The sequence below is a fragment of the Pseudomonas sp. SDI genome, assembly GCF_003105155.1.
GTDB lineage: Bacteria > Pseudomonadota > Gammaproteobacteria > Pseudomonadales > Pseudomonadaceae > Aquipseudomonas.
Window position 1 is genome coordinate 26942 of the sequence record NZ_QETK01000023.1, and the last position, 13141, is coordinate 40082.

Annotated in this window: 12 protein-coding genes; 9 read left to right on the forward strand and 3 right to left on the reverse strand. The window is 64.4% G+C overall.

What is annotated here, in order from left to right; all coding sequences use genetic code 11:
* The first annotated feature begins 26 nt into the window (after positions 1–26).
* Positions 27–1541, forward strand: coding sequence for a threonine ammonia-lyase, biosynthetic (gene ilvA, locus DCO48_RS15940; RefSeq protein WP_116551577.1), 1515 nt, complete (start codon positions 27–29; stop codon positions 1539–1541).
* A 40-nt stretch (positions 1542–1581) separates the two neighbouring features.
* The gene (locus DCO48_RS15945; protein ID WP_116551578.1) at positions 1582–2010 is read left to right on the forward strand and encodes a DUF2269 domain-containing protein; all 429 of its coding nucleotides are present in this window, start codon (positions 1582–1584) and stop codon (positions 2008–2010) included.
* A 67-nt stretch (positions 2011–2077) separates the two neighbouring features.
* Here the strand turns inward: DCO48_RS15945 and DCO48_RS15950 are convergent, their stop codons facing one another.
* Positions 2078–2734, reverse strand: a complete 657-nt coding sequence (locus tag DCO48_RS15950; RefSeq protein WP_116551579.1) for an HAD family phosphatase — start codon at positions 2732–2734, stop codon at positions 2078–2080.
* Positions 2735–2874: 140 nt separating this feature from the next.
* Here DCO48_RS15950 and DCO48_RS15955 point away from each other — a divergent pair, with 140 nt between their 5' ends.
* Together DCO48_RS15955 and ptsP are read left to right on the forward strand one after the other, a co-directional pair.
* The gene (locus tag DCO48_RS15955; RefSeq protein ID WP_116551580.1) at positions 2875–3354 is read left to right on the forward strand and encodes an RNA pyrophosphohydrolase; all 480 of its coding nucleotides are present in this window, start codon (positions 2875–2877) and stop codon (positions 3352–3354) included.
* A 22-nt stretch (positions 3355–3376) separates the two neighbouring features.
* On the forward strand, positions 3377–5656 hold the full coding sequence (gene ptsP / locus DCO48_RS15960) for a phosphoenolpyruvate--protein phosphotransferase (RefSeq protein ID WP_116551581.1): 2280 nt from the start codon (positions 3377–3379) through the stop codon (positions 5654–5656).
* A gap of 32 nt (positions 5657–5688) precedes the next feature.
* Here ptsP and DCO48_RS15965 read toward each other — a convergent pair whose 3' ends face one another.
* On the reverse strand, positions 5689–6435 hold the full coding sequence (locus DCO48_RS15965) for an NRDE family protein (RefSeq protein ID WP_116551582.1): 747 nt from the start codon (positions 6433–6435) through the stop codon (positions 5689–5691).
* A 130-nt stretch (positions 6436–6565) separates the two neighbouring features.
* On the opposite strand from DCO48_RS15965, the gene DCO48_RS15970 reads away from it, so the two are divergent.
* The 3 genes from DCO48_RS15970 to DCO48_RS15980 are packed head-to-tail and all read left to right on the forward strand — an operon-like array spanning position 6566 to position 9199.
* Positions 6566–7348 (forward strand): sulfite exporter TauE/SafE family protein, encoded by a 783-nt coding sequence (locus tag DCO48_RS15970; RefSeq protein ID WP_116551583.1) that lies wholly within the window; start codon positions 6566–6568, stop codon positions 7346–7348.
* Between the two features lie 15 nt (positions 7349–7363).
* Positions 7364–8176: a prolipoprotein diacylglyceryl transferase gene (lgt, locus tag DCO48_RS15975; RefSeq protein WP_116551584.1), complete on the forward strand. Its 813-nt coding sequence runs from the start codon at positions 7364–7366 to the stop codon at positions 8174–8176.
* A gap of 51 nt (positions 8177–8227) precedes the next feature.
* Positions 8228–9199, forward strand: a complete 972-nt coding sequence (locus DCO48_RS15980) for a thymidylate synthase (RefSeq protein WP_116551585.1) — start codon at positions 8228–8230, stop codon at positions 9197–9199.
* Positions 9200–9364: 165 nt separating this feature from the next.
* Here the strand turns inward: DCO48_RS15980 and cadR are convergent, their stop codons facing one another.
* On the reverse strand, positions 9365–9808 hold the full coding sequence (gene cadR, locus DCO48_RS15985) for a Cd(II)/Pb(II)-responsive transcriptional regulator (RefSeq protein WP_116551586.1): 444 nt from the start codon (positions 9806–9808) through the stop codon (positions 9365–9367).
* Positions 9809–9891: 83 nt separating this feature from the next.
* Here cadR and DCO48_RS15990 point away from each other — a divergent pair, with 83 nt between their 5' ends.
* The gene (locus DCO48_RS15990; RefSeq protein ID WP_116551587.1) at positions 9892–12153 is read left to right on the forward strand and encodes a heavy metal translocating P-type ATPase; all 2262 of its coding nucleotides are present in this window, start codon (positions 9892–9894) and stop codon (positions 12151–12153) included.
* A gap of 8 nt (positions 12154–12161) precedes the next feature.
* A complete protein-coding gene (locus tag DCO48_RS15995; protein WP_116551588.1) occupies positions 12162–13034 on the forward strand; it encodes a LysR family transcriptional regulator in 873 nt (290 codons plus the stop codon).
* Positions 13035–13141: the final 107 nt, after the last annotated feature.

Below are 13141 nucleotides of genomic sequence, written 5' to 3' on the forward strand. Positions count from 1 at the left end.
CCCAGCCGCCCAGTGATGCGTTCCCGATGCTCGAACAGTACGTCAAGAAGATCCTCACCTCGCGCGTTTACGACATTGCCGTCGAAACCCCGCTGCAACCTGCCGGTCAGCTCAGCAAGCGCCTGAACAACCACGTGCTGCTCAAACGTGAAGACCTGCAGCCGGTGTTCTCCTTCAAGATTCGTGGTGCGTACAACAAGCTGGCGCAGTTGAGCAGCGAAGAGCTGGCCCGCGGCGTGGTCACCGCTTCTGCCGGCAACCATGCCCAGGGTCTGGCCCTGGCAGCCCGCGAACTGGGGATCAAGGCCACCATCGTGATGCCCAAGACCACCCCGGAAATCAAGGTGGAAGGCGTGCGTTCGCGCGGCGGCAAAGTGGTGCTGCATGGCGATTCGTTCCCCGAGGCGCTGGCCTACTCGCTGAAACTGGTCGACGAAAAGGGCTTCGTCTATATCCATCCGTACGACGATCCGCACACCATCGCCGGGCAGGGCACCGTGGCCATGGAGATCCTTCGCCAGCACCCCGGCCCGCTCGACGCGATCTTCGTTCCGGTCGGCGGCGGCGGGTTGATTGCCGGTATCGCCGCCTACGTCAAATACCTGCGCCCGGAAGTCAAGGTGATCGGCGTCGAGCCGGACGACTCCAACTGCCTGCAAGCGGCCATGGCCGCCGGTGAGCGGGTGGTGCTGCCGCAGGTCGGGCTGTTTGCCGACGGCGTGGCGGTGGCGCAGATCGGCCAGCACACCTTCGACATCTGCAAGGATTACGTCGACGAAGTGATCACGGTCAGCACCGACGAGATCTGTGCCGCGATCAAGGACATCTACGACGACACCCGCTCGATTACCGAGCCGGCCGGCGCCCTTGGTGTCGCCGGGATCAAGAAGTACGTCGAGCTGCGCGGCGTCAGCGGCCAGACCCTGGTGGCCATCGATTCCGGCGCCAACGTCAACTTTGACCGCCTGCGCCATGTGGCCGAGCGTGCCGAGCTGGGCGAGGGCCGCGAGGCGATCATCGCGGTGACCATCCCCGAGCAGCCGGGTAGCTTCAAGGCCTTCTGCGAGGCGATCGGCAAGCGCCAGATCACCGAGTTCAACTACCGCTACCATGCCGACGGTGAAGCGCACATCTTCGTTGGCGTGCAGACCCACCCCGACACCGACCCGCGCAGTGCACTGGTGCAGCAACTGGGCGAGCAGGGCTTCCCGGTGCTCGACCTGACCGACAACGAATTGGCCAAGCTGCACATCCGTCACATGGTCGGCGGGCACGCGGCGCGGGTCAGCGACGAGCTGGTGCTGCGCTTCGAGTTCCCCGAGCGGCCGGGCGCGCTGTTCAACTTCCTCAACAAGCTCGGTGGGCGCTGGAACATCTCGATGTTCCATTACCGCAACCATGGCGCGGCGGATGGTCGCGTGGTGGCGGGCCTGCAAGTGCCGGAAGATGAGCGGCACCTGGTACCGGCGGCGCTGGCGAAGATCGGCTACCCGTACTGGGACGAAACCGATAACCCGGCGTATCGGCTATTCCTGGGCTGAACGGCTACGCTTGGGGGCAAGGCTTGAGGAAGAGAACGACATGGAACTGCTGACCACCCTGAAAACCGTGCATATCCTGGCTACCGTGTTGCTCTTGGGCAGTGCGCTGGGCCTGGCGATCTGGACCTGGCAGGCGCGACGCAAGGGCGACACGGCGGCGCCTACGCGCTTGTTGCAGCGGCCGTTGATGTTTGTCTGGATCGTGATGGGGATCTGTTTGCTGAGCATGCCGGTCAGCGGCTGGTGGCTGGTGCACCTGGTCGGTTGGCCGCTGGGGCAGACCTGGGTGCTGGGCTCCAGCGTCATCTACACCGTCGGCGCCTTCAGCTGGTTCTGGCTGCTGGCGCGGGTGAATCGCCTGCGCACGGCACCGACCGTGGGTAATCCGAAATTTACCCTGGCGCTGGCGGTGTTCAGTGGGGTGTGCTTTATCGCGATTGCCGGGTTGATGGGGGCCAAACCGGTGTAAGCATGGCTGCCTGCGGCTGATCGCGGGACGACTCGTCCCGCGATCGAGTACACAGCACTCGCAAGCTTCAATCGCGCAGGGAAATCACCTGCCAGCCACGCTTCTCGGCCTCAGCTCGCAGGTTCGGATCCGGGTCCACCGCCACCGCCGTGCTCACCACTTCAAGCAGCGGCAGATCGTTCATCGAATCGCTATAGAAGTAGCTGCCCTCAAGGCTGTGGCCGTTCTCTTCGAGCCAGCGTGTCAGGCGCGTCACCTTGCCTTCACGGAAACACGGTACATCGGTACTGCGCCCGGTGAAGCGACCATCGATCATCTCGCACTCGGTCGCCAGCAGGTGGTCCACTTCCAGGCGCTTGGCAATCGGCCCGGTAATGAAGCGGTTGGTGGCGGTGATGATCACCAGCTTGTCGCCCGCGTCGCGGTGCTGCTTCAGCAGGGCCAGGGCCTTGGGCTGGATGATCGGCTCGACGCAATCGCGCATGAAGTCGCGATGCCATTCGTCGAGTTGGGCCCTCTCGGTGGTGGCGAGGATCTCCAGGCTGAAGTTCAGGTAAGCCTGCAAGTCGAGCTTGCCGGCCAGGTAATCCTGATAGAACGCATCGTTGCGGTTCTGATACGCCACCGGGTCGAGGATCCCGCGGGCGCAGAGATAGTCGCCCCAGGCATGGTCGCTGTCGCCGCCGAGAAGGGTGTTGTCCAGATCGAATAAAGCCAGGCGCATTGAAGTCACTCGCATAACATCTGAAAAGTCCCACAGAATACGGACTTTTGACATCGGTGCACATAAGGTCGGCCGGCGCGTTGCTGCTGTTACAAGCTTTGTGGAACAATGCGGCGACATGCGTTTGCGAGGTTGCTGCCGTGATCGACCCCGATGGTTTTCGCCCCAATGTCGGGATCATTCTGACGAATGATCTTGGGCAGGTGCTATGGGCTCGACGGATCAACCAGGATGCCTGGCAGTTTCCCCAGGGTGGGATCAACCCCGAGGAAACGCCGGAAGATGCCCTGTACCGCGAGCTGAACGAAGAAGTAGGCCTGGAGCGTCAGGATGTTGAAATTCTTGCCTGCACCCGTGGCTGGTTGCGTTATCGTTTACCCCAACGTCTGGTCCGTACCCACAGCCAACCGCTGTGCATCGGCCAGAAGCAGAAGTGGTTCCTGCTGCGCCTGATCTCCAACGAGCAACGGGTGCGGATGGACCTGACCGGCAAACCGGAGTTCGACGGCTGGCGCTGGGTCAGCTATTGGTATCCGCTGGGCCAGGTGGTGACATTCAAGCGCGAGGTTTACCGCCGCGCTCTCAAAGAGCTTGCCCCGCGCCTGCTGGCGCGCGACTGACGACGGAGTTCGACCCCGAGCCATGCTCAATACGCTGCGCAAGATCGTCCAGGAAGTTAACTCCGCCAAGGATCTCAAGACGGCGTTGGGGATTATCGTCTTGCGCGTCAAAGAGGCCATGGGCAGTCAGGTCTGTTCGGTCTATCTGCTCGACCCGGAAACCAACCGCTTCGTGCTGATGGCCACCGAAGGTCTGAACAAGCGTTCCATCGGCAAAGTGAGTATGGCGCCCAACGAGGGCCTGGTCGGCCTGGTCGGTACCCGCGAAGAGCCGCTGAACCTGGAAAACGCCGCCGACCACCCGCGTTATCGCTACTTCGCCGAAACCGGCGAAGAGCGTTTTGCCTCGTTCCTTGGCGCACCGATCATTCACCACCGCCGGGTGGTTGGCGTACTGGTTATCCAGCAGAAAGAGCGCCGCCAGTTCGACGAAGGCGAAGAAGCCTTCCTGGTCACCATGAGCGCGCAGTTGGCCGGGGTAATCGCCCATGCCGAAGCCACCGGCTCGATCCGCGGCCTGGGTCGGCAGGGCAAGGGTATTCAGGAAGCCAAGTTCGTCGGCGTACCGGGCTCGCCCGGGGCGGCCGTGGGGCAGGCGGTGGTCATGCTGCCGCCGGCCGATCTCGATGTGGTGCCGGACAAGACCGTCAGCGACATCGAAGCCGAACTCACGCTGTTCAATAACGCCCTCGAAGGCGTGCGCAGCGACATGCGCAATCTGTCGGCCAAGCTGGCCACCCAGCTGCGTCCGGAAGAGCGCGCGCTGTTCGACGTGTACCTGATGATGCTCGAAGATGCTGCGCTGGGTGGCGAAGTGGTCGAGGTCATCAAGACCGGCCAGTGGGCCCAGGGCGCCTTGCGCCAGGTGGTCGGCGAGCACGTCAATCGTTTCGAACTGATGGACGACGCCTACCTGCGCGAGCGCGCCTCCGACGTCAAGGACCTCGGCCGGCGCCTGCTGGCCTACCTGCAGGAAGCCCGCCAGCTGTCGCTGGTGTACCCCGACAACACCATCCTGATCAGCGAAGAGCTGACCCCGGCCATGCTCGGCGAAGTGCCGGAAGGCAAGCTGGTGGGGCTGGTCTCGGTACTTGGCTCGGGTAACTCGCACGTCGCCATCCTGGCGCGGGCGATGGGCATCCCGACGGTGATGGGCCTGGTCGACCTGCCATATTCGAAGGTCGACGGCATCCAGATGATCGTCGATGGCTACAAGGGCGAGGTCTACACCAACCCCAGCGAGGTGCTGCGCAAGCAATACGCCGAGATCGTCGAGGAAGAGCGCCAGTTGGCCCAGGGCCTCGATGCCCTGCGCGAACTGCCGTGCGAAACCCTCGATGGCCACCGCATGCCGCTGTGGGTCAACACCGGCCTGCTCGCCGATGTGGCGCGGGCGCAGCAGCGCGGTGCCGAGGGTGTCGGCCTGTACCGCACCGAAGTGCCATTCATGATCAACCAGCGCTTCCCGAGCGAGAAGGAGCAGTTGGCGATCTACCGCGAGCAACTGGCGGCCTTCCACCCGTTGCCGGTGACCATGCGTAGCCTGGACATCGGTGGCGACAAGGCGCTGTCGTACTTCCCGATCAAGGAAGACAACCCGTTCCTCGGCTGGCGCGGTATTCGCGTGACCCTCGACCACCCGGAAATCTTCCTGGTGCAGACCCGGGCCATGCTCAAGGCCAGCGAAGGGCTGAACAACCTGCGCATTCTGCTGCCGATGATTTCCGGCATTCATGAGCTGGAAGAGGCGCTGCACCTGATCCACCGGGCCTGGGGCGAGGTGCGCGACGAGGGCACCGACGTGCCGATGCCGCCGGTGGGGGTGATGATCGAGATTCCGGCAGCGGTGTACCAGACCCGCGAGCTGGCACGGCAGGTCGACTTCCTTTCGGTGGGTTCGAACGACCTGACCCAGTACCTGCTGGCGGTGGACCGCAACAACCCGCGGGTGGCGGACCTGTACGACTACCTGCACCCGGCAGTGCTGCAGGCGCTGCAACATGTGGTCACGGCCGCGCATGCCGAGGGCAAGCCGGTGAGTATCTGTGGCGAGATGGCCGGCGATCCGGCGGCGGCGGTGTTGCTGATGGCGATGGGCTTCGACAGCTTGTCGATGAACGCCACCAACTTGCCGAAGGTGAAGTGGATGTTGCGTCAGGTGAGTTTGAGCAAATCCAAGGAGTTGCTGGCGCAGGCGATGGGCATCGACAACCCGCAAGTTATCCACAGTTCGCTGCAACTGGCGCTGAAGAACCTTGGGCTGGCGCGGATGATCAATCCGGGGTCGTCGAAGACGTTGTAGGGAGGGGCCGCTTTGCGGCCCATCGCGGGACGTCAGACCTGCAAATCTACTTCCCCCAGATGCCCGCCAAACGGCCCAAAGCTGCGTTCTACCAGGCGCCGGCTTCCATCGGCGTCCACAATCAACACCGTACTCGCCCGCGTCCCATAGCTCTGGCCGGCGATAAACACGCTCGACAACAACCGCTCGGTCGCCAGCCCCACACCGGTTTCCGGCAGTTCGCTGTCCGCGGCCTGGCGGTTATCCCCCAGCAGCTCCAGCAGATGCCCCGGCTGCGGGTCCTCCAGCAGCGCCCGCAAGCCGTCCCGCGCCTTCAGCAGCTTCGGCCACGGCGTGTCCAGCCCAGCGTTCGACAGCCCGTAAGTGCCCGCCGGCAATAACCGTGGCGTACCCTCGCGGGCATTCAGGTAACCGAGTGTCTGCCCATCCCCGGCCAGCAGGTTGAACCCGGAATACTGGTGCCGCTTCGCCGCAATCTCTTGCAGATACGCCTCAACCCCCAACGCCCCCCGCAGAAACCCCGCCACCAGCTCGCCGCGCGAGCGCGGGCCGAGTGGCTGTTGCGGGTCGCGGATATTGGTCAGCGCGGCAAAGCGCCCTGCCGGGCCTATCCCCAGCCAGGTGCCGCCGGCTTCCAGGTCGCGCCCGGCATAGACCCCCGGGGCATCGTCCCAGGGGCCCAGCGCCTGGCTGGGACGGGCATGGAATTCATCGCGGTTGGCCGCCACGATCAGCGGTCGGGCATGCCCCGGCCGCCAGGCAAATACGATCAGGCACATAGGTTGACCCCCTGTGATTTCCTCCACTCTACCGGGAGCGTGGTCGCCTATCCATCGACTAAACGTGTCTTCACTAGAGCCGAAGGCCTACCTTCCGTTACCATGCCGGACTGAAAATTCGGGGGCGACAATGGAATTCGTGCTCTATCTGCTGCTCGGCGCCTGCGCCGGTGTACTGGCCGGACTGTTCGGCGTGGGTGGCGGCATCATCATCGTGCCGGTGCTGGTGTTCAGCTTCACCCTGCAAGGCTTCGATCCATCGGTGTTGACCCACCTGGCCGTCGGCACCTCGCTGGCGACCATCGTCTTCACCTCGATCAACGCCATCCGCGAACACCAGCGCAAAGGCGCGGTGCAGTGGCCGATCTTCGTCTGGATGACCCTGGGCATCCTCATCGGTGCCGGTATCGGCGCCAAGACCGCCTCGCTGATCCAGGGCCCCAGCCTGCAGAAGATCATCGGCGTGTTCGCCCTGGTGATTGCCGTGCAGATGGCCCTCGACCTCAAGCCCAAGGCCAGCCGCGGGGTGCCTGGCAAGGTCGGGTTGACGGTCGCTGGCACCGTGGTCGGCTGGGCCTCGGCGATCTTCGGCATCGGCGGCGGCTCGCTGACCGTGCCGTTCCTGACCTGGCGCAGCCTGCCGATGCAGCAGGCGGTAGCCACCTCGTCGGCCTGCGGCCTGCCGATCGCGCTGGCCAGCGCCCTGAGCTTCATGCTGCTGGGCTGGCACGAGCCGCAGTTGCCGGCGCACAGCGTTGGCTTTGTGTACCTGCCTGCGCTGGTCGGGATCGCCCTGACCAGCATGTTTTTTGCCCGTTACGGCGCGCGCCTGGCCCACCGGCTGTCGCCACGCCTGCTGAAACGGCTGTTCGCCGCGCTGTTGTTCTGCGTCGGCCTGAGCTTTTTGCTTTAACGAGAAGGAGTCACCATGCTGCCTTACCCGCAGATCGATCCCGTGGCCTTGGCCATCGGCCCGCTGAAAATCCACTGGTACGGCCTGATGTACCTGGTCGGCATCGGCGGCGCCTGGCTGCTGGCCTCGCGTCGGCTGAACCGCTTCGATCCGACCTGGAGCCGCGAAAAGCTCTCCGACCTGGTGTTCTGGCTGTCGATGGGCGTGATCGTCGGTGGCCGCCTGGGCTACGTGCTGTTCTATGACCTGCACGCCTACCTGGCCAACCCGACGCTGATCTTCGAGGTCTGGAAGGGCGGCATGTCGTTCCACGGTGGCTTTATCGGCGTGATGCTGGCGGCGTTGTGGTTCGGCAAGCGCAACAACAAGTCGTTCTTCGAACTGATGGACTTCGTCGCCCCGATGGTGCCTATCGGCCTGGGCGCCGGGCGGATCGGCAACTTCATCAACGCCGAACTGTGGGGCAAGGCCACCGACGTCCCGTGGGCCATGGTCTTCCCGCCGTTCAGCGACCCGGCGCAATTGCCGCGCCATCCGTCGCAGCTTTACCAGTTCGCCCTGGAAGGTGTGGCATTGTTCCTGATTCTCTGGCTGTACTCGCGCAAGCCACGGCCAACCATGGCGGTGTCGGGGATGTTTGCCCTGTTCTACGGGATCTTCCGCTTCATCGTCGAGTTCGTCCGGGTGCCGGACGCGCAGCTGGGCTACATTGCCTTCGGCTGGCTGACCATGGGCCAGCTGCTGTGCGTGCCGATGATCCTCGGCGGCCTCGGGCTGATCTGGTGGGCCTATCACCGCGCGCCAACCGCCAAGGGCGCTGCGCTTTAATTTTTGCCCGGCGGGGGCCTGGCCCCTGCCGGTATTCGATACAGGTAAGTCATGAAGCAATATCTAGATCTGGTCGCTGATGTGATCAACAACGGCACCCTGCAAGGCAACCGTACCGGCGTGCGCACCATCAGCCTGCCGGGTGCGATGCTGCGCTTCGACCTGCAGAAGGGCTTCCCGGCCATCACCACCCGCAAGCTGGCATTCAAGTCGGCGATTGGCGAGATGGTCGGCTTCCTGCGTGGCGTGAAGCACGCCGGCGAATTCCGCGAGCTGGGCTGCAAGGTCTGGGACCAGAACGCCAACGAGAACGCCCAGTGGCTGGCCAACCCGTTCCGCCAGGGGCATGACGACCTCGGCGAGATCTACGGTGTGCAATGGCGCCAGTGGCCGGCCTACAAGCGCATTCCGCTGAGCAACCCGGCGGCCATCGAGCTGGCGCAGAGCCAGGGCTTCCAGAAGATTGCCGAGGCTGAGGAAGACGGCGAAGCGTTTGTGGTGCTGTACAAGGCCATCGACCAGATTCGCCAGTGCATCGACACCATCCACAACGATCCGGGCAGCCGGCGCATCCTGTTCCATGGCTGGAACTGCGCGCAGCTGGACGAGATGGCCTTGCCGCCGTGCCACTTGCTGTATCAGTTCCACCCGAATGTCGAGACCAAGGAGATTTCCCTGTCGCTGTACATTCGCTCGAACGATCTGGGCCTGGGCACGCCGTTCAACCTCACCGAAGGCGCGGCGCTGCTGACGCTGATGGGCCGCCTGACCGGCTACACGCCGCGCTGGTTCACCTATTTCATCGGTGATGCGCACGTCTATGAAAACCACCTGGACATGCTCAACGAGCAGCTCAAGCGCGAGCCGCTGGCGGCGCCGAAGCTGGTGATTTCCGAGCGTGTGCCGGAGTTTGCCAAGACCGGTGTGTACGAGCCGGAGTGGCTGGAGAAGATCGAGCCGAGTGATTTCAGCCTGGAAGGCTACGAGCACCATGCGCCGATGACGGCGCCGATGGCGGTCTGAGGCTGTGGGAGCGGGCTCGTCCCGCGATCTGCCGCAAAGCGGCAGCAGTTCTGCTAATACGTCAGTCAAGCTGTACCGCGGGCTCGGACTTTACGGCTGCTTTGCAGCCGATCGCGGGACGAGCCCGCTCCCACAAGATTCGGCGCTCATTGTGTTGTTCAGGCCTCAGTGCCCATGACTCCTCCCCACATGGGAATACTCCGCCTCCGCTGCCGTCACGGCGCCGTTCACCTCCAGATGCTGCAAGATCGAACACTGCGCCTCCGGCACATGGCAGTGCTGCCTCAGTTCGAGCAACTGCGCCTGTAACGCCTGCAAACCATCGATCCGCGCCTTCACGTGCTGAATATGCTCGTCGATCAGGGCGTTCACGCTCTCGCACTGGTCCTGCGGGCTGTCGCGCAACTGTAACAGGCGGCGAATCTCTTCCAGGGTCATGTCCAGGGTGCGGCAGTTGCGGATGAACGTCAGCCGCTCCACATGCGCCTGGGTGTACAGGCGGTAATTCCCCTCGCTGCGCGCCGGCTCTGGCAGCAGGCTCTCACGCTCGTAATAACGGATGGTTTCCACCGGGCAGTCGGTAGCTTTGGCCAGTTCGCCGATCTTCATCTGAAAAAACCTCGCAGGGTTGCTTGACCCTATAGTGGCTACAGGGTGTTCACTTGGCAACAGGACCTTTAGGGATAAGCCATATGAACCAGCCTGTCAGCCCGGATCACCGACACACCGCGCACGATCACGACCATAGCGCGCACGATCACAGCGCGCACGCGCACCCCAGGCACAGCCACAGCTGCTGTTCCGCTGCCGAAGCGCCGACGCGGGTGCAGTTGCGCGCGTCGAGCAGCAGCCACGTACAACTGAGCCGCTTCCGGATCGAGGCCATGGACTGCCCGACCGAGCAGACGCTGATCCAGAACTCACTGGGCAAGCTCGACGGCATCGAGCAGTTGGAATTCAACCTGATCAACCGCGTGCTCGACGTCAGTCACACCCACGCCGACACCCAGCGCATCGAGCAGGCCATCGCCGCGCTGGGCCTGCACGCCGAACCCCTGGACGCCGCCAGCAGCGCAGCGCCGGCACCGGCTCCGGCGAAAAAGCCCTGGTGGCCGCTGGCCGTGTCCGGGGTTGCCGCGCTGACCGCCGAAGGCATCCACTTCGCCGGCTTCGCCCCGGACTGGGTGGTGGCGCTGGTCGCACTGCTGGCGATTCTCAGCGGCGGCCTGGGCACCTACAAGAAGGGCTGGATCGCCATCAAGCAGCGCAACCTGAACATCAACGCGCTGATGAGCATCGCCGTGACCGGCGCCGTGCTGATCGGCCAGTGGCCGGAAGCGGCCATGGTGATGTTCCTGTTCAACCTCGCCGAGCTGATCGAAGCCCGCTCCCTGGACCGCGCGCGCAACGCCATCGGCGGCCTGATGCAGCTCACCCCGGACCTGGCCACTGTGCAGCAGGCCGACGGCCAATGGCATGAGCTCGACGTGAAACAGGTGGCCCTCGGCGCGCTGGTGCGGGTGCGCCCTGGCGAGCGCATCGGCCTCGATGGCGAAGTGGTCAGCGGCCAGTCGAGCGTCGATCAGGCACCGATCACCGGCGAAAGCCTGCCGGTGGAGAAGGGCCCGGGCGATAAAGTCTTCGCCGGTACCATCAACCAGGCTGGCGCGCTGGAATACCGGGTGACTGCCGCTGCCGGGCAATCGACCCTGGCGCGGATCATCCATGCGGTGGAGCAGGCACAAGGGGCTCGGGCGCCGACCCAGCGCTTCGTCGACCAGTTTTCGCGCATCTACACCCCGGCCGTGTTCGCCTTTGCCCTGGCGGTGGCGGTGTTGCCGCCGCTGCTGGCTGGTGGGGTCTGGTTCGACTGGATCTACCGGGCACTGGTGCTGCTGGTGGTGGCCTGCCCGTGTGCGTTGGTGATTTCCACCCCGGTGACCATCGTCAGTGGCCTGGCGGCGGCGGCGCGCAAGGGCATCCTGATCAAGGGCGGCGTGTACCTGGAAGGCGGGCGCAAGCTGGACTTCCTGGCCCTGGACAAGACCGGCACCATCACCCACGGCAAGCCGGTGCAAACTGATCACGCCGTGCTTGAGCCGCTGTTCGAACGCCGCGCCCAGGCGATTGCCGCCAGCCTTGCCGGACGCTCCGATCACCCGGTGTCGCTGGCGATTGCCCGCGCGGCGGGCGAGCAAGGCATCGCCCTGCACGAGGTGGCGAACTTCCAGGCCCTGAGCGGGCGTGGCGTCAGCGGCGAGGTCGACGGCGTGCGCTATCACCTGGGCAACCATCGCCTGGTCGAGGAGCTGGGGCTGTGCTCGCCGCAGTTGGAAGCGCGCCTCGACGCGCTCGAACGCCAGGGCAAAACCGTGGTGCTGCTGCTCGACGGCTCCGGGCCGCTGGCGCTGTTCGCCGTGGCCGATACGGTGAAGGAGAGCAGCCGTGAGGCGATTGCCCAGTTGCATGAGCTGGGTATCAAGACCGTCATGCTTACCGGCGATAATCCGCACACGGCCCAGGCCATCGCGGCGCAGGTCGGCATCGACGAGGCGCGTGGCAACCTGCTGCCGGCGGACAAGCTCGCGGCCATCGAAGAGCTCTACGCCAAGGGCCGACGGGTCGGCATGGTTGGCGACGGGATCAACGACGCGCCGGCGCTGGCGCGGGCCGAGATTGGCTTTGCCATGGCCGCGGCCGGTACCGACACCGCCATCGAGACCGCCGACGTGGCGCTGATGGACGACGACTTGCGCAAAATCCCGGCCTTCGTCAGGCTCTCGCGGCAATGCGCGACGATCCTCACGCAGAACATCGTGCTGGCGTTGGGGGTCAAGGCGATCTTCCTGGCGATCACCTTTACCGGCATGGCCACCCTGTGGATGGCGGTGTTCGCCGACATGGGCGTGAGCTTGCTGGTGGTGTTCAACGGCTTGCGCCTGCTAAGAAAGTAAGAGGATGTATGTTGAGTTCCGAGTTGAAGGCGTTCTACATGGTGGCCCGGCTGGGCAGCATTACCCTGGCGGCGAAGAAACTCGGGCTCAGCCAACCGACCGTGACCACGCAGATCCGTAACCTGGAAAGCCAGTACGGCGTCGAGCTGTTCTACCGGGGCGGGCGCCGGCTGACCTTGAGCGACGATGGCCTGGGCTTGCTGCCGATGGTCAAGGAGCTGATGCAGCGCGAGGCCGATATCGAGTTCTTCCTGCGCAACAGTGGCCAGGCGCAGGGTGCGTTGCGGATTGCGGCGACGGCGCCGTATTACATTCTCGACCTGGTGAAGATCTTCCGCGAGCAGTTGCCGCAGGTGGAGGTGTCGGTGGAGATCGGCAACTCGCAGCAGGTGCTGGAACTGCTGGAAGATTACCGCGTGGATGTGGCGGCGTCGTCGCAGTTGCTGGAGGACGCGCGACTGGTGCGACGGGTGCTGGGCACCGACCCGTTGGTGGTGGCGGTGCACCGCCAGCATGCCCTGGCGTCGCGCGAGTCGGTGCCGCTGGCGGCGCTGGCCGGGCATTGCCTGTTGATGCGCGAGCAGGGCTCGACCACCCGTAAGCTAACCGAGCAGATGCTCGACGCGGCGGGGGTGAAGGTAGGTGCGCAGCTGGAGATTGGTAGCCGCGAGTCGATCCGCGAGGCGGTGCTGCGCAATATCGGCATCAGCATCATTGCCCGGCATGAAGTGCCGCACAATCCAGAGTTGCGCGTGCTGACCCTGGAAGGTGCACCGCTGATTCATGAGTACCTGTATTGCCTGAAGGAGCGGCGCCAGGCGCGCCTGCCGGCGGCGTTTCTGGGGGTGGCGCAAGAAGTGGCGGCGCTATCGCGGGACTAGCCCGCGACAGCGCCGCCCCGATACATAAAATCTGCCTATACCACTATCACCAACTTTTGCCTCACCGCCACAGAACCTTCGCATTCCCCTCCTAGCATGGCCCTCAT